General features: G+C 62.4%; 16 protein-coding genes and 1 tRNA gene. 10 read left to right on the top strand and 7 right to left on the bottom strand.

Annotated features, from left to right (window positions below):
• Positions 1-141: 141 nt before the first annotated feature.
• Positions 142-465: a heat shock protein HspQ gene (gene hspQ, locus FJW07_RS26990; RefSeq protein WP_181167067.1), complete on the bottom strand. Its 324-nt coding sequence runs from the start codon at positions 463-465 to the stop codon at positions 142-144.
• 214 nt (positions 466-679) lie between these two features.
• On the opposite strand from hspQ, the gene FJW07_RS26985 reads away from it, so the two are divergent.
• A complete protein-coding gene (locus FJW07_RS26985) occupies positions 680-1,642 on the top strand; it encodes an AEC family transporter (protein WP_140859379.1) in 963 nt (320 codons plus the stop codon).
• Here FJW07_RS26985 and FJW07_RS26980 read toward each other — a convergent pair.
• Positions 1,619-2,830: a UbiH/UbiF family hydroxylase gene (locus FJW07_RS26980; RefSeq protein WP_140859378.1), complete on the bottom strand. Its 1,212-nt coding sequence runs from the start codon at positions 2,828-2,830 to the stop codon at positions 1,619-1,621. The two genes, FJW07_RS26985 and FJW07_RS26980, sit on opposite strands and share 24 nt — an antisense overlap.
• Before the next feature lie 101 nt (positions 2,831-2,931).
• On the opposite strand from FJW07_RS26980, the gene FJW07_RS26975 reads away from it, so the two are divergent.
• From FJW07_RS26975 to FJW07_RS26940, 8 genes are all read left to right on the top strand, one after another.
• On the top strand, positions 2,932-3,822 hold the full coding sequence (locus FJW07_RS26975; protein WP_140859377.1) for a DUF2182 domain-containing protein: 891 nt from the start codon (positions 2,932-2,934) through the stop codon (positions 3,820-3,822).
• Between the two features lie 13 nt (positions 3,823-3,835).
• Positions 3,836-4,450, top strand: a complete 615-nt coding sequence (locus FJW07_RS26970; RefSeq protein ID WP_140859376.1) for a DUF1326 domain-containing protein — start codon at positions 3,836-3,838, stop codon at positions 4,448-4,450.
• Complete coding sequence (gene pcsA, locus FJW07_RS26965) at positions 4,447-5,265, top strand: phosphatidylcholine synthase (protein ID WP_181167066.1); 819 nt, start codon at positions 4,447-4,449, stop codon at positions 5,263-5,265. The genes FJW07_RS26970 and pcsA overlap by 4 nt, the downstream gene beginning before the upstream one ends.
• A gap of 130 nt (positions 5,266-5,395) precedes the next feature.
• Positions 5,396-6,373 (top strand): quinone oxidoreductase, encoded by a 978-nt coding sequence (locus FJW07_RS26960; protein ID WP_140859375.1) that lies wholly within the window; start codon positions 5,396-5,398, stop codon positions 6,371-6,373.
• A gap of 244 nt (positions 6,374-6,617) precedes the next feature.
• Positions 6,618-8,195: an ABC transporter ATP-binding protein gene (locus FJW07_RS26955; RefSeq protein ID WP_181182730.1), complete on the top strand. Its 1,578-nt coding sequence runs from the start codon at positions 6,618-6,620 to the stop codon at positions 8,193-8,195.
• On the top strand, positions 8,192-9,322 hold the full coding sequence (locus FJW07_RS26950; protein ID WP_140859374.1) for an ABC transporter permease: 1,131 nt from the start codon (positions 8,192-8,194) through the stop codon (positions 9,320-9,322). Before FJW07_RS26955 ends, FJW07_RS26950 begins: the two co-directional genes overlap by 4 nt.
• The gene (locus FJW07_RS26945) at positions 9,322-10,242 is read left to right on the top strand and encodes an ABC transporter permease (protein ID WP_140859373.1); all 921 of its coding nucleotides are present in this window, start codon (positions 9,322-9,324) and stop codon (positions 10,240-10,242) included. Before FJW07_RS26950 ends, FJW07_RS26945 begins: the two co-directional genes overlap by 1 nt.
• Before the next feature lie 51 nt (positions 10,243-10,293).
• Entirely contained in the window at positions 10,294-11,361 is a 1,068-nt protein-coding gene (locus FJW07_RS26940) for a BMP family ABC transporter substrate-binding protein (RefSeq protein WP_140859372.1), read from the top strand.
• Positions 11,362-11,433: 72 nt separating this feature from the next.
• On the opposite strand, the gene rimO is transcribed toward FJW07_RS26940, so the two are convergent.
• From rimO to FJW07_RS26925, 3 genes are all read right to left on the bottom strand, one after another.
• Positions 11,434-12,747 (bottom strand): 30S ribosomal protein S12 methylthiotransferase RimO, encoded by a 1,314-nt coding sequence (gene rimO / locus FJW07_RS26935; protein WP_140859371.1) that lies wholly within the window; start codon positions 12,745-12,747, stop codon positions 11,434-11,436.
• 181 nt (positions 12,748-12,928) lie between these two features.
• The gene (locus FJW07_RS26930) at positions 12,929-13,615 is read right to left on the bottom strand and encodes a TerC family protein (protein ID WP_140859370.1); all 687 of its coding nucleotides are present in this window, start codon (positions 13,613-13,615) and stop codon (positions 12,929-12,931) included.
• Positions 13,616-13,782: 167 nt separating this feature from the next.
• Complete coding sequence (locus FJW07_RS26925) at positions 13,783-14,190, bottom strand: DUF930 domain-containing protein (protein WP_181175524.1); 408 nt, start codon at positions 14,188-14,190, stop codon at positions 13,783-13,785.
• A 60-nt stretch (positions 14,191-14,250) separates the two neighbouring features.
• Here FJW07_RS26925 and FJW07_RS26920 point away from each other — a divergent pair, with 60 nt between their 5' ends.
• Positions 14,251-14,634, top strand: coding sequence for an autotransporter domain-containing protein (locus FJW07_RS26920; RefSeq protein ID WP_140859369.1), 384 nt, complete (start codon positions 14,251-14,253; stop codon positions 14,632-14,634).
• Positions 14,635-14,961: 327 nt separating this feature from the next.
• Here FJW07_RS26920 and FJW07_RS26915 read toward each other — a convergent pair whose 3' ends face one another.
• Together FJW07_RS26915 and FJW07_RS26910 are read right to left on the bottom strand one after the other, a co-directional pair.
• On the bottom strand, positions 14,962-15,648 hold the full coding sequence (locus FJW07_RS26915) for an outer membrane protein (protein ID WP_181175523.1): 687 nt from the start codon (positions 15,646-15,648) through the stop codon (positions 14,962-14,964).
• A 332-nt stretch (positions 15,649-15,980) separates the two neighbouring features.
• Positions 15,981-16,070, bottom strand: a tRNA-Ser gene (locus FJW07_RS26910).
• Positions 16,071-16,640 lie beyond the last annotated feature (570 nt).

Raw genomic sequence — 16,640 nt, 5'->3', positions numbered from 1 at the left:
TTCGGGGGCGGGTCGCTTCAACATGACCCAGTGAATCAAAAACCCCCGGCAAATGCCAGAGGTTTGTCAGCAGTCTGAGCGGGGCAAATGCCCCGCTTTTTTGTTGTCGCCGCGCGGCGCGTTGAGCAACATTCGTTGGCTTCAGTGCCTCGACTGGCGCTTTGGCTCGTAGCGGCCGTCCGGCAGCTTGTCGAACATCTCGCCGATCTGCGGATGCCGCACCGGCTCGCCCGACCGGTCCTCGAGCAGGTTCTGCTCGGACACATAGGCGATGTATTCGGTCTCCGAATTTTCCGCCAGAAGATGGTAGAAAGGCTGGTCCTTGCGCGGACGCGCGTCGGCGGGAATGGCCTCGTACCATTCCTCGGTGTTGGCGAATTCGGGATCGACGTCGAAGATCACGCCGCGGAACGGAAACAGCCTATGGCGAACCACTTGCCCGATCGAGAATTTGGCCGTTTTCATCACGTTCACCACTTAGGTTCCGAGGCGCCTGTCGTGGCTGCGCGCAAGGCGCCTAAGACCTTGAATTTACACGTCACCCGGCCAAAAATCGACCCCGACTTTCGGCTTGGTGCCTATTTGGCGCAGACGCTGCGGCAATTCAATAGCCGAACTCCTTGACCTTAGCCGAAGCAACGGGTTAGCCCCGCACGGGAGTTTTCCCGCCCGAGCGAAAATGTCTGACATCATCGGTCTCGTTCTTCCATTCTTCGGCATGATCTTTGTCGGTTTCCTGGTGGCGCGCATCACCAGGCAGCCGCTGGAGGCGCTCGGCTGGATGAACATTTTCATCGTCTATGTCGCGCTGCCGGCTTTGTTCTTCCAGTTGCTCGCCAAGACGCCGTTCGAGCAGTTGACGGAGTGGAGCTTCATCCTCGGCTCGCTGATCGCCACCTATGCGATCTTCACGCTGATGTTCGCCTGGTCGGTCTTCGTTTCCCGTGGCGGTATCGCGCCGGCGACGATCACCGCCCTTGCAGCCGCTTACGGCAATATCGGCTATATGGGACCGGGCCTTGCTTTGCTGGCGTTCGGCGAGCAGGCGGCGGTGCCGGTGGCGCTGATCCTCTGCTTCGAGAACATCGTGCATTTCACCGTCGCGCCGATGATGATGGCGCTGTCGGGCAAGGAGAAAGCGCCGCCGCTCCAGCTGGCGTTCGGCGTCGTGAAGAAGATCGCGCTGCATCCCTTCATCATCGCGACGGCCCTTGGCATCGCCGCCGCCTATGTGGAATTCCGCCCGCCGCTGCCTGTCGATCGCTTCCTCGACTATCTCGCCCGCGCGGCCGCGCCTTGCGCCTTGTTTGCGATGGGGGTGACGCTGGCGCTCAGGCCGCTCAACCGCGTGCCGCACGAGCTTGCATTGATCGCCGGGCTGAAGCTGGTCGTCCACCCGCTGCTTTGCTATGTCGTGCTGAGCTGGATCGGCAATTTCTCGCCGAGCTGGGTCTTTTCCGCCATGCTGCTGGCGGCGCTGCCGACGGCGACCAACGTCTTCGTGATCGCGCAGCAATACGACGTGTGGGTGCAGCGGGCTTCGGCCAGCGTGCTGATCACGACATGCCTTTCGGTGGTGACGGTGACCGCGCTGCTCTACGCGATCCGGCACGGAATCCTACCGGCCGACCTCTTTCCTTAAGCCGCCGGCAATCGCGCGAAAACCGCTGCCGGGCCGCAGTCCCTCGCGCATGAAGAAGGCGCGCAGCGGCGCGAAGCCGCCCAGCGCGTTGAGGCCGGCGCTGCGCGCCAGCTGCGCCGGCAGCATGTCGGACAAGAGCGACATGTTGAGCAGGTTCACCGCGCCGCTGCGCGCCCATATGTCGGGCCGGCGCCTCGTGTCATAGGAGGCTAGGCTTCGGCGCGATCCGGGATCGCTGCTGTTTTCACTCGCGATTCCAACTAGATCGTCGATATCCCTGATGCCGAGGTTGAGGCCTTGGGCGCCGATCGGTGGAAACACATGCGCTGCCTCGCCGACCAGCGCCACGCGGTTTTGCGCGAAGCGACCGGACGAGGCCGCCGACAAAGGATAGACTTGGCGGCCCGCCTCGACCGAGACCCGGCCAAGCATCGATTGCATCTGTTCCTCGACACGCCCCGACAAGGTTGTATCGTCGAGCGCGGCAAGCTCCTGCGCCATCTCCGGCTTCACCACCCAAACAAGGCTCGAGCGCCTGCCGGGCAGCGGGACCTGCGTGAACGGCCCTGTTTCGGTGTGGAACTCGGTCGAAACGAAGCCGTGCTCGCTGCGGTGGCTGAAATTGAGCACGAGCGCCGATTGCGGATAGGGCCGCGCAGAAGCGCGAATGCCGGCGGCTTCCCGCGCCGGGGACAGGCGACCGTCGGCGGCGACCGCCAGGGACGCGGAGATTTCGCTGCCGTCGGCCAGCCGGGCGCGGGCCTGATCGGCGTCCAGGCGCCATGACTCGACAATGGATTTCAGCCATTCGACGCCGCGATGGGCTGAAACGGCCTTGGCGAGGATGGGGATCAGAACCTTGTTCGGCAAATTGAGTCCGAACTGTTCCTCGCCGATCTCGCTGGCGCGAAAGGTCACGGTCGGGCTTCGGATCAACCGGCGGGTTGCGTCGACGATGCGCATCACCTTGAGCGGCGCGGCCTGCGGCTTCAGTTCGGCAAGGATGCCCAGCCGGTCGAGAACCTTCAGCGCTGGATTCATCAGGGCGGTGGTGCGGCCGTCGGTGGTGTTGGCCTCGGGACCGACCAGCGTCACGTCAAAACCGGCCTCGGCAAAGCCGAGCGCCGCGATCAAGCCGGCCGGACCGCTGCCGGCAACCAGGATGCGGGCTTTGTCGTTGTGCTCCACGCCAGGCTTCCACAATGCGAGGCGACCCGTCGGGCCTTTGTACGGATATAGGGCAGATCAGCCGGCTTGATCAACGCGGCGATTCAGCCCATTCGATTGTCATGAGTGGTGAGCAGCATGATTTCAGCCATCTCGCCCGGGCGGCCCGCGCGACGGCAGGCGTGGCGCGCAGCCCGCGCCGCGCTGTCATGCTGACGATCGGTATGGGCGTCGCTCTTGCCTGGCTCCTGCTCGGCGCGATGGCGATACGTGGCGCTGAAAGCAGCCCCGTCGGCGTCCCCGGCGACATGCTGCTGAAGAATCTGCCGAGCCTGCCGTTGCCGAGTATTCTGGACCGCTTCTTCGCTCTTTGCCTCGCGCCCGCGCCGCTTGCCGGCCCGGCCGGCCTGCAGGCGTCGGCGCTGGTGCTGATGTGGTTCCTGATGGCCGTGGCGACGATGCTGCCTTCGGCGGCGCCCTTGGTCCGCACCTATTGCGAAATCGCCGACACGGCGAGAATCAAGGGCGAACCCGCCGTTCATCCGCTGGTGCTTGTCGCCGGATACCTTACCACATGGCTTGGCGCATCCGTGGGCTTCACGCTGTTGACGCTTGCGATCTACGCCTTTGCCGGTTCCGGCCGGATGCTCGATCCCGCCATCGGCATTGCCGGCGCCGCTGCTCTGCTTGTCGCAGGCCTCTATCAGTTCAGCGGCCTGAAACAGGCATGCCTGGAAAAGTGCCGCAACCCGTTCTCGATCCTGTTCGCCAACTGGAGCGCCAAACCAGCCCGCATCTTCCGTTTGGGGCTGGAGCAGGGCGCCTGGTGCCTCGGTTGCTGCTGGGCGCTGATGCTGGTGATGTTCGCCGTCGGCGCGATGAACGTCTTCTGGATGGCGTTGATCGGCCTGTTCACCCTGATCGAAAAACAGATCACCGGCAGGGTGGTCAGCCGGGTTGCCGGTGCGATACTGCTTGTGTGGGCGGCTGCCCTGCTATTAGTTTCGGCGTGAGGGGGAGAATTCGATGAGCGACCAAAGCTGGGCAATGAAAGGGGAGTTGGTACTCTCCTGCAATTGCACGGTTTTCTGTCCCTGCGTGCTGTCGCTCGGCAGCCATCCGCCGACCGAGGGTTACTGCCAGACCTGGGCCGGCTTCCGCATCGACGCGGGCCATTTCGGCGACGTCGACCTGTCGGGCCTCAATCTTGGCCTGATCATGGAAATCCCCGGCTATATGAGCCGCGGCAACTGGACGGCCGGACTGTTCATCGACAAGCGCGCCTCGGTCTATGCGGTGAAGGCGCTGACGAAGATCTTCACCGGCAAGGCCGGCGGCACGACATCGCTGCTGTCGATCCTGGTCGGGAAATTCCTCGGCGTCGAGCAGGTACCGATCACCTACGAGACGCGCGACAAGACGCGCGTCTTCCAGATACCGAAGATCATAGACGGTGCGGTGACGCCAATTGCCGGCAAGGATCGCGAGAAGGATACGGTGATCACCAATTCGGAATATTGGATCGCGCCGGAAATCATCGTGGCGAAGTCCGACAAGAGCAAGATGCGGGCCTTCGGCCGCAACTGGAATTTCGCCGGCCGCTCGGCCGAAATCTGCAAGCTGGACTGGCGGGGACCGTGAGCAAGAACACAGCGGCCAGGAAGGCAGCCAAGAAGATCGCAGAGCGGCTTCCGCTGCCGAAGAAGAAGGTGACGTGGCCGCAGGCGCGCGCGTTCTCCGTTCATCTGCTCACTGCGTCAGGATCGTTCCTTGCCTTCCTGTCGCTGGTGGCGGCGAGCGAGGAACGCTGGACGGCGATGTTCTGGTGGCTGGGGCTGGCGCTTTTCGTCGACGGCATCGACGGCCCGATCGCCAGGAAGCTCGAGGTCAAGGAGATCCTGCCGACGTGGTCGGGCGAGCTCCTCGACAACATCATCGACTATGTCACTTACGTGCTCATACCGGCCTTCGCGCTCTATCAGCGTGGCTTCATGGGCGAGAACCTGTCTTTCCTGTCCGCGGCCATCATCGTCGTCTCCAGCGCGATCTACTATGCCGACACCGGCATGAAGACGAAGGAGAACTTCTTCAAGGGGTTCCCGGTCGTCTGGAACATGGTGGTGTTCACGCTCTTCGTCATAGAGCCGGGCCAATGGGTGTCTTTTGCCGTTGTGGTGGTCGCAGGCATTTTGACCTTCCTGCCGATCAATTTCATCCATCCGGTGCGCGTCGTGCGGCTGAGGCCGGTCAATCTCGGCATGACGCTTTTATGGTGCGCCTTCGGCGCGCTGGCGCTGGCGCAGGCAGCACTTGCCGCCTTCTACGACAAGATCGGCGTGCTGGGAGAGCAGGTCAACAGCTTCACCAAGATCGGCATCACGATCACCGGCCTCTATCTCGCCTGCATCGGAGGCGTCATGCAGATGTTTCCCAATCTGGGCACCAAGAAGTCCTGATCCTGGATCTGGATGACATTTGTTGAATTGTCGTCCTGAACTTTTGTTGGAGCATGGTCTTCCCCGACGACAGGCGCGCGGTCATGCTCCAGATCCTGTCCATATCCCATATCCTTCAGAGAGTTGAGCGATGTCCAAGGCAATCCGCATCCACGCCAATGGCGGTCCCGAAGTCCTGGCCTATGAAAATGCCGATCCGGGCCAGCCGGGAGAAGGCCAGATCCTGATCCGGCACACGGCGATCGGCCTCAACTTCATCGACGTCTACCACCGCTCCGGGCTTTACCCGCCACCCGGCGGCTTTCCGCTGATCCCGGGCGGCGAGGCGGCAGGGGTCGTGCTGGCGCTCGGTACCGGCGTCGACTGGCTGAAGCCCGGCGACCGCATTGCCTATGCGGTCAATGTCGGGGCCTATTGCGAGAAACGGGTGATCGCCGCCGACCGTGTGGTCAAGGTGCCGGATGGCATCAGCGACGAACAGGCGGCGGCCATGATGCTGAAGGGCATGACGGCCGAATACCTCTTGCGCCGCACCTTCCCCGTCAAGGCCGGCGACACGATCCTCTATCACGCCGCCGCCGGCGGCGTCGGCCTGATCCTCGGCCAATGGGCAAAGCATCTCGGCGCGACGGTGATCGGCACCGCGAGTTCCGCCGACAAGATCGAACTCGCCCGGGCGCATGGCTTCGACCACGTCATCAACTACAAGGATCAGGATTTCGTCGCCGGCGTCGCGGCGCTTACGGGCGGGAAGAAATGCGACGTCGTCTACGATTCCGTCGGCGCCGACACCTTTCCGGCATCGCTCGATTGCCTGCGGCCGCTTGGCATGTTCGTCAGCTTCGGCCAGTCGTCCGGGCCGATCCCGCCTTTCTCGATGTCGCTCCTGGCGCAGAAGGGCTCGATCTATGCGACCCGGCCGACGCTGTTTGTCTACAACGCCAAGCGCGAGGATCTGGTGAAGTCGGCCGAAGCGCTTTTCGACGTGGTCGAGAGCGGCGCCGTCGAGATCAAGATCAACCAGCGCTATGCGCTGAAGGACGCGGCAAAGGCGCAAGCGGATCTCGAAGCGCGCAAGACAACGGGAACGACTGTCCTCATTCCCTAGAGCGCTTTACACTTCGGCATCATGCCTTAGCCGGCTGCCCTGTTTTTCGGCGACTTGCCGTCCCCGAAGGCAGGGCCTTGCTCGAAAAGCGTTGTTGATTTGCTGTCGTTCTCTACGGGTCTATCTTAGCCCTTGAGTTTCCGCTGAAATTCTTGAAGCTCTTTCAAGTCGGGTGCTGCTTTCCGACTGGAGCCGGCCGCGCATACCATGCTTTCGGGAACACAGAACATATCTGGGAAACCAGATGGGAGGCACTGTGAGTGCAAATCATGACAGGGCGAACCTGCTTGAGGTTCGTGGTCTAACCAAGATTTTCGGCACGCTGACGGCGTGCGATCACATCGATCTCAATATCGCAAAAGGCGAGATCCACGCGTTGCTCGGCGAGAACGGCGCCGGCAAGTCGACGCTGGTCAAGATGCTGTTCGGATCGCTCGAGCCGAACTCGGGCGAGATCTTCTGGGACGGCAAGCCGGTCAAGATCACCAGTCCGGGCGTGGCCAAGAAGCTCGGCATCGGCATGGTGTTCCAGCATTTCTCGCTGTTCGAAGCGCTTACTGCGGCCGAGAACATCGCGCTTTCGCTCAATGACGGTTCGCCGATCGGCAGCATCGCGGCGAAGGCGAGGGCGCTGTCTTACAGCTACGGCCTGCCGCTCGATCCGGATTCGCTGGTCGGAGACCTCTCGGTCGGCGAACGCCAGCGCATCGAGATCATCCGCTGCCTGTTGCAGACGCCGCAGCTCATCATCCTCGACGAGCCGACCTCGGTGCTGACGCCGCAGGAAGCCGACAAGCTGTTCGAAACGCTGGAGCGGCTGCGCTCGGAAGGCAAGTCGATCCTCTACATCTCGCACCGGCTGGAAGAGGTCAAACGCATCTGCGACCGCGCCACGGTGCTGCGCCACGGCAAGGTCGTCGGCCATTGCAATCCGCGCCAGGAGACCGCCGCGTCGCTCGCCCGCATGATGGTCGGCAGCGATGTGAAGGCCGTGGTGCGCGCGCCGGCTGAAGGCATCGAGACGGCGCCGGCGCTGCTGGAAATCCGCGGACTTACCCGCAGGCCGGCGACCCCTTTCGCCATTCCGCTCAAGAACATCAACCTCACCGTGCGCGCCGGCGAAGTGATCGGCATCGCGGGCGTGGCCGGCAACGGCCAGGGCGAGTTCTTCGAATCCGTCTCCGGCGAAGTGCTGCAGCAGGATGCCGGCTCGGTCCGCATTCGCGGCAAGGACGCCGGAGGCCTATCGATCACCGGCCGCCGCCTGATGGGCGCCGCCTTCGTGCCGGAAGAGCGCCTCGGCCATGGCGCGGCACCGCGCATGAAGCTTTCGGAGAACCTGCTGCTCTCGCGTCACGCCACCGACGGCAAGGCTTTCGTCGGCTCAGGCGGCATGGTCAAGAACGGCGCGGTGTACAGCGCCGCGCAGCGCATCATCACCGCCATGGACGTGCGCAAGAGCGCGCCTGATCCGGAGGCGGCTGCGCTGTCGGGCGGCAATCTGCAGAAATTCATCGTCGGCCGCGAGCTCGACCGCAAGCCGAGCGTGATGGTCGTCAACCAGCCGACCTGGGGCGTCGACGCGGGTGCGGCGGCGCACATCCGCCAAGCGCTGATCGAGCTTGCCCGCAGCGGATCGGCGGTCCTCGTCATCAGCCAGGACCTCGACGAGTTGTTCGAACTGTCGGATGCGATCGCCGTCATGCACAACGGAGAACTGTCGGTGCCGCTGCCGATCGCCGAGGCGACGTTCGAGAAGATCGGCCTGTTGATGGGCGGCGCCGAGCCCGGCCACGCCGAACACAGCCTGGAGGTGGCATGATGCGCATCGAACTCGTCAAACGCCCGCAGCGCTCGGCGCTGTTCTCGATGCTGTCGCCCTTCATCGCCTTCGCGCTGACGATCATCGCCGGCGCCATCATGTTCGCCTTGCTCGGCGTCAATCCGCTCAACGCCTTCCAAATCTATTTCGTCGAGCCGATCAGCCAGGTCTGGCAGCTGCACGAGCTGGCGATCAAGGCAGCACCGCTCATCCTGATCGCGGTCGGCTTGTCGGTCTGCTACAAGGCCAACATCTGGAACATCGGCGCCGAAGGCCAGTTCATTTTCGGCGCGATCTTCGGCTCGATCATCCCGGTGCTGTTCCCGCAATTCGAAGGCCCGCTGGTGATTCCGCTGATGCTTCTGCTCGGTATGGTCGGCGGCGCGTTCTACGCTTCCATCCCGGCGTTGTTGAAGACCCGCTTCAGCACCAACGAGATCCTGACCAGCCTGATGCTGGTCTATGTCGCGCAGCTCTTCCTCGACTGGCTGGTGCGCGGTCCATGGCGCGATCCGCAAGGCCATGGCTTCCCGCAGACGATCCAGTTCGGCGATTCCGCTGTGCTTCCCGAGCTGATGCCGGATGCCGGCCGCGCCAATTGGGGCTTCGTCTTCGCCCTGGTGGCCGCCGTGCTGGTCTGGCTGATGATGAGCCGCATGCTCAAGGGTTTCGAGGTGCGCGTGCTGGGCTCCAGCCCAAGCGCAGGGCGCTTCGCCGGCTTCGGCTTCAACCGGATGGTGTTTTTCACCTTCCTTCTGTCCGGCGCGCTGGCCGGCCTTGCAGGCATCTCGGAAGTCTCCGGCGCCATCGGCCAGTTGCAGCCGGTGATATCGCCCGGCTACGGCTTCACCGCCATCATCGTCGCCTTCCTCGGCCGGCTCAATCCGCTGGGTATCGTGGCCGCGGGCCTGGTGCTGGCGCTGACCTATCTGGGCGGCGAGGCGGTTCAGAGCGCCCTCGGCATTTCCGACAAGGTGGCGCGCGTCTTCCAGGGCATGCTTTTGTTCTTCGTACTCGGCTGCGACACGCTCATCCATTACCGCATTCGCCTGATCGGCATGGCACTGACGAAGCCGAACGGCGCGGCGCAGCTCGAAGCGGCGCCCAAGCTCGAGGAGGCTCGCTGATGGACATCGCCGTCAACATCCTTTTGACCATTGCGACCGCGGCGACGCCGCTTTTGATCGCGGCGATCGGCGAGCTGGTGGTCGAGCGCTCAGGTGTGCTCAATCTCGGCGTCGAGGGCATGATGATCATGGGCGCCGTCGGCGGCTTCGGTGCCGGCTACCTCACCGGGTCGCCGTGGATCGGCCTGCTTGCCGCTATCATCGTCGGCGCGCTGTTCTCGCTGCTGTTCGCCGTCATGACGCTGTCGCTCGCGACCAACCAGGTGGCGACCGGCCTGTCGCTGACGCTGCTCGGTCTCGGCCTTTCCGGCATGATCGGCACCAGCTTTGTCGGCCAGCCGGGCGTGAGATTGCCAAATCTCGACATCCCGGGGATCAGCTCGATCCCGGTCATCGGCAGGCTGATCTTCGGCCAGGATCCGGTCTTCTACATCTCGATCGCGCTGACCGCGGCGGTGATGTGGTTCCTGTTCAAGACGCGCACAGGGCTTACGCTGCGCTCGATCGGCGACAGCCATACGTCGGCGCACGCGCTCGGCATCAAGGTCATCCGCTACCGCTATCTCGCCGTGATCTTCGGCGGCGCCTGCGCCGGCCTTGCCGGCGGGCACCTGTCGCTGGTCTACACGCCGCAATGGGTGGAGAACATGAGCGCGGGCCGTGGCTGGATCGCGCTGGCGCTGGTGGTGTTCGCTTCCTGGCGCCCGTGGCGGGTGCTGGCGGGCGCCTATATCTTCGGCGCGGTATGGATCGGCCAGCTTCATGCACAGGCTTTTGGCATTCCGGTGCCTTCGCAGTTTCTTTCTTCGCTGCCCTATCTGGCAACCGTCGTGGTTCTCGTTCTAATCTCGCGCAACAAGCGGCTGACGATGATGAACACGCCGGCTTCGTTGGGGCAGCCATTTGTTCCGGATCGTTGACAACAACAAAAAGACGGGAAGCTCCAAGGCTTAACTCAGAGAGGTAACACAATGAAAAAACTGCTTATTGCGTTGATGACCACGGCCGCGGCCCTGTCCCTGGCGGCAACCGCCCAGGCCGCCGACAAGCTCAAGGCCTGCTGGGTCTACACGGGTCCGATCGGCGACTTCGGCTACTCCTACCAGCACGACCAGGGCCGGCTCGAAGTCGAGAAGGCGCTCGGCGACAAGGTCGAGACCGCCTATCTCGAAAACGTCTCGGAGGGCCCGGACGCCGACCGCGCTTTCGAGCGCCTGGCGCGCGAGAATTGCAAGATCATCTTCGGCACTTCGTTCGGCTTCATGGATGCCGAGGTGAAGGTCGCCAAGAAGTTTCCCAAGGTGATGTTTGAGCATGCCACCGGCTTCAAGACCGGCGACAATCTCGGCATCTACAATGCGCGCTTCTATGAAGGCCGCTATGTGCTCGGCCAGATCGCGGCCAAGGAATCGAAGAAGGGCCTCGCCGGCTACATCGTTTCCTTCCCGATCCCGGAAGTGGTGATGGGCATCAACTCCTTCATCCTCGGCGCCCAATCGGTCAATCCCGACTTCAAGGTGAAGATCGTGTGGGTGAACTCCTGGTTCGATCCGGGCAAGGAAGCCGACGCCGCCAAGGCGCTGTTCGACCAGGGCGCCGACATCATCGTCCAGCACACCGATTCGACCGCCGCGCTGCAGGTCGCCGAGGAGCGCAAGCTGCATGGTTTCGGCCAGTCGTCCGACATGATCAAGTTCGCGCCGAACGCGCAGCTGACCTCGCTGACCGACGAATGGGGCCCGTACTATATCAGCCGCGTGCAGGCGGCGCTCGACGGCACCTGGAAGCCTGACAATGTGTGGCTGGGCATCAAGGACGGCGCGGTCAAGCTCGCTCCCTTCACCAACATGCCCGACGACGTGAAGGCGATGGCGGAGGCGACCGAGAAGAAGATCGCCGGCGGCTGGAACCCCTTCACCGGACCTGTCTCCAAGCAGGATGGTTCGCCGTGGCTGAAGGACGGCGAAGTCGCCGACGACGGCACGCTGCTCGGCATGAATTTCTACGTCAAGGGCATCGACGACAAGCTGCCGCAGTAAGCGGCAAGTCGCGGAACCGAAACGGAAAAGGGCGCCGCAGGGCGCCCTTTTTGCGAGGGTTCGCGTGGGCTGTCAGACCGCCGAGCCATAAAGGTCGTACGCGTCGGCGCGGTCGATCTTGACTGTGACGATCTCGCCAGCGCGCAGCGGCCGCCGCGACTGGATGTGCACCGAGCCGTCGATCTCCGGCGCGTCGTATTTGGTGCGGCCTTTGCCGGATGTGCCATGCGCCTCGTCGATCAGCACCGGCAGGCGCTTGCCGACCTTCCTGGCGAGCTGCGCTGCCGAGATTTTCTGCTGGCGCTGCATGAAACGGTGCCAGCGCGCTTCCTTGATCTCCTGCGGCACCTGTTCCAGCCCGAGGTCGTTGGAGCGCGCGCCCTTGACCGGCTCGTATTTGAAGCAGCCGGCGCGGTCGATTTTCGCCTCGTCCAGCCAGTCGAGCAGCATCTGGAAATCGTCTTCGGTCTCGCCGGGGAAACCGACGATGAAGGTCGAGCGGATGGCGAGGTCCGGGCAGACCTCGCGCCAGCCGCGGATGCGGTCCAGCGTCTTTTCGCCATGCGCGGGGCGCCGCATGTTCTTCAGCACCTGTGGCGAGGCGTGCTGGAAGGGAATGTCGAGATAGGGGAGGATCTTTCCCTCGGCCATCAGCGGAATGACGTCGGCGACATGCGGGTACGGGTACACATAATGCATGCGTATCCAGACGCCGAGCTTGCCGAGTTCCTCGGAGAGGTCGAGGAATTTCGCCCGCACCTCGCGATCGCCGAACATCGACGTCTGGTATTTGATGTCGATGCCGTAGGCGCTGGTGTCTTGCGAGATGACGAGGATCTCCTTGACGCCGGCCTTGGCGAGCTTTTCGGCTTCGCGCAGCACATCCGCGGCCGGGCGCGAGACGAGGTCGCCGCGCAATGCCGGGATGATGCAGAAGGTGCAGCGGTTGTTGCAGCCCTCGGAAATCTTCAGATAGGCGTAGTGGCGCGGCGTCAGCTTCACGCCCTGCGGCGGCAACAGGTCGACATAGGGATCGTGGCTGGGCGGGGCCGCCTCGTGAACCGCCGCCATCACGCTCTCATAGGCCTGCGGGCCGGTGATCGCCAGCACATTGGGATGCTTTTCGCGGATAACCTCCGGCTCGGCGCCGAGGCAGCCGGTGACGATGACGCGGCCGTTCTCCGACAGCGCCGAGCCGATGGCGTTGAGCGACTCGTCGCGCGCGGAATCGAGGAAGCCGCAGGTGTTGACCACGACGAGGTCGGCGCCGTCATGCTTGCGTGCGATCTCATAGCCCTCGGCGCGCAGTCGCGTGATGATGCGCTCGGAATCGACGAGCGCCTTCGGGCATCCAAGACTGACGAAACTGACGCGTGGGGCGGACATGAACTTTGTTTTTCCAAGAGATGAGAGCGAGGTCGAGGATTGAGCCTCAGGCTCCGGAGATCGATCTACGCGCGCGGCTTTGAGCCATTTCGCGCGGCGCAATAGCACGCTTCGGCAGAGATGCAAACCTGCCAGCCGGCCAGGAAAACGGCGATGCGGCAAACGCTCGCCTGAAAGGGCGTCAGTGGCCGTCCGGCCCGAACCATGGCGCCAGGAAGGCAAAATGGTCGGGAAACTGCTGCACGGCGCCTCCCAGAAGCATGTTCACCGCGACATAGAGGATGATCAGCAGGCCGATATAGGCGATCCAGCGGTACTTGTGCAGCAGGCGCGCGACGAAGGATGCGGCAAAGCCCATCAGCGCGATCGAAAGGACCAATCCGATGATCAGCACCGTGGGATGCTTCATGGCTGCGCCGGCAACGGCGAGCACGTTGTCGAGCGACATCGAGACGTCGGCAATGACGATCTGCCAAGCGGCCTGCGAGAATGTCTTGCGCGGGCCCTTGCCAGCGATTTTGCCGTCCTTGTTATAATCGCCGTTCGACAGTGCTTCCGTCGCGTCGCGCTCATCCTCGTGGCTGACGCGCAGCTCGCGCCACATCTTCCAGCACACCCACAGAAGCAGGAGCCCGCCAGCGATGAGCAGCATCGGGCCGATGCTCAGCAGCCATTGCGTGATCAGGGCAAAGACTATGCGCAGGACAGTGGCTGCCGCGATGCCGACCAGGATGGCGCGCTTGCGCTGATCCGCGGGAAGGCCAGCCGCCGCCAAGCCGATCACAATCGCGTTGTCGCCCGCGAGCGCGAGATCGATTGCGACGACCTGGAGGAGAGCCGAAAGGCCTGCGGCAGTGAATATTTCCATCGACTAGAAATCCTTGCCTGAAATCAGCGTAGCCTTTACCGAGACGGCCCTAAAGGCATGGTCCATCGGCGTCAAGGCGCAGGTTTGGACATCGCCGGAAAACAACGCCGGCGGCGCAAGCCCTCAAGGATTTCGGGTGGCCGCCGGCAAGCTGGCGAGGCCGAAAACTAGTCGTAGAGATTATATTTGGCCCAGTCGGATTCCGGGATTTCGTCGCCGATCTTGTAGCGGAACTGCAGCACTTGCATGTGGTCCGGCGCGGTCTGGCATTTGAACTTCAGCCGGTACCATTGGCCATTGCTGCGGAAGGCGGCGCCCGAGCTTTTGATGGCATCGGCGCTCATTTGCGGTGTGGCGAAGGCGTAGGCCACGACGCGGTCGGCTTTGTAGTTGCGATCGTCGTGGCTGATCCGGTCGAGCACCTCGGCGTCACAGCGCTGCTCGAGGCGAGTCTGCGGATCGAGTTTCATCAGGCCGGCGCGCAATGCATTGTCCATCGCCTTGGCCGGCAAGACCGGCGTCAGCGACGCCAGAACCATCAGGCAGAGCTTTTTCATGGGCGCGAGAAGCAGCATATTTTGTCCGAGAAATCAAATAAACGGTGTTTTACCAACCGTTGATCGTTCCAACAATGCGTGCCGGAAGCCGCTTCGTCTGACGGCGGCGCGCTAGGGCTGAGCTTCGATCACTGCGTCGTCACCTCGCTGCCGGTCTCGCTGGGCCTGCAGCTCGGTACCACGATCGGCGTCGGCGACGGCCAGTCGCTGCAGGCCTGGGGCCGCGCGGCCTGGGTGCATGAGTTCGAGCCGGACCGCTCGGTGAAGCCAAGCTTCCAGGCGGCTCCGGGCACCTCCTTCGTCATCGAGGGCGCCTCGGCCGCCGAGGACACGGTTGTGGTCAATGCCGGGCTGAAGATGGACTGGAACTCAAACACCTCGATGTTCGCCGCCTCCGACGGCAAGTTCGGTGACGGCTTGCAGAGCTATGGCGGCGATGTCGGTCTCAAGGTGAACTGGTAGAGGGACTGGCGACCAACCTCGACCGAGGATCGCGCCCCGATCCTGCGAAGCTTGAACCGCGATCCAAGGTGGCGGAGGGAGTGGTTTTTAAACTCTTCGATTCCATAGCTCGCCGAACTTCTGTTGGTTGCGAGAGGGAGGTTGGGCGGAAGAGCAGCAAATATTCAAACAGGCGCTGGCGCGGTCGATCTGCGACAACTTCACAACGAATTCAACGATCAATGGTGCGCTCGACCTAGGGAATGGCAAGTGGGGTAAAGGTAGGGGTCCATTCTGGCTTGCTGGTGAGCTTTGCGACGGTCGCAATGGCAGAGGCAAGTGGGCAGATTAAAACTTGTAGCTCACACCAACGCGAACTGCGTGGTCTCGAATTTTCATAGTTTCGATCACATCCGGAAAGACTGGGGCCTCATTTCCGCTTGCGGTCCCGAAGTCAGTGTAGCGATACTCTAGTCGCGCGCTCCATTTATCAGCGAACGCGTACTCCAATCCGGCACCGATGGTCCAACCGGTTTTGGTCTTCGTCCAAGATTGCAAAGTTGCCGGGTCCGGGCCGCCGGCAAAGCGGAAATTGCCAAAGGCAACGCCACCGGTAACATAGGGCAGGAAGCGATCGAAGGCGTATCCGACCCTAACGCGCGCGGAGCCTTGCCAGCGCAAATCGGCGCTACCGGCACCCAAACTTAAAATTGGCTTGTTAAAACTGCCTTTGACATTGGCGTATTCGATATCGCCTTCCACACCAACGACAAGCGGCGAGTCGAATTGGTGATTGTATCCAACGTACAGGCCACCAACAAAGCCGCTTGGAGTAAAAGTCCCGCTTGGGTAAGGGGCGTGAGGGCCGTTGAAACTGTAGCTGGTCCTCGCCCACTCGTAACCGGCTTGAGCCCCGACGTAGAGCCCCGTCCAGTTGTACGTAGACGCCACCGGGTCCGAGGCTAGAACGCCAGCAGCGAAAGCGCCGCCAGTAGAAGCAATGAGAGTTGCGGTCGCGAGCAGAATCGATTTCATGCCAGGCTCCGTGTTACGCATCAGGGGCTATAGGAGCAACGTTTTAGCGGCAATATCTGTCCTTCCGAGCCTTCAGGCGATTTCAATGCACTGTTGCGGCGAAGCAACACGACCTGGAAAGGGACGTTATCAGAGCACGTCATGGCCGGCGGGACGCATGGATTTTCACAGGGGCGGGCCGGTCAGGTTGGAGATTCATAAGCTGCCAAGAGGGTGAGAGATGCTGTTGCATGGCGTCGCATGCCGTCTGAATCAATAGCATTTCGAATAGCGGGCATTTTGGCGGGTAAGCTTTGAAAAATGCTAAATTATTAAATTAAAACAAGTCATTGTGGCGGAGGGAGTGGGATTCGAACCCACGGTGAACTTGCGCCCACGCCGGTTTTCAAGACCGGTGCCTTAAACCGCTCGGCCATCCCTCCATCGTGATCTTCACGAGGCGCTTCGTCCTGTTGGTGCCAAAGGCCGTGCCGACAGGATCGAGAGCGCCCATGCTCTAGTGCGACGCGCAAAGACCTGTCAATCGCAGGAACGGCTCAATCCATTGTTTTGCGGAGCCGGGGACAGCCGGTTCGTTGCATTGACAGTGCCGTCAAGAGCCTGTCAATCTCAATCTGCTAATATTTCAAACAGGGGGCAATCATGAAGAAAACCTACGAGAAACCCGCGCTGACAAAGCGTGGCATGCTGTCTCGTGCGACGGCCCAGCAGGTGCCGTCCGATGCGCGGGCGGATTAGCGGACAACCTTTACTCTTATTCGGATTTGAAGCCGTCGATCTTGTGGGCCGACGTTGTTGGCAGCAGGGCATTCTCGAAGAACGCGGATTTTCCGAGCTTGGTGGTACCGCCTCGCGCCATAATCTCGCCCTGTTGCGGCCATAATCGATTAACATCGTGATAAGCAATTCCTGTGCAAAAGGGATTGGGGATCAAGGTGTTGGCCTGGCGGGCGACTTCTGGCCCCGATGGGTGGCAGCACGGTAGGGGACAA

This window comes from Mesorhizobium sp. B3-1-9, assembly GCF_006439595.1.
GTDB lineage: Bacteria > Pseudomonadota > Alphaproteobacteria > Rhizobiales > Rhizobiaceae > Mesorhizobium.
Note: the sequence above shows the minus strand (reverse complement) of the source record. Positions and strands in the feature narration are given on the sequence as shown.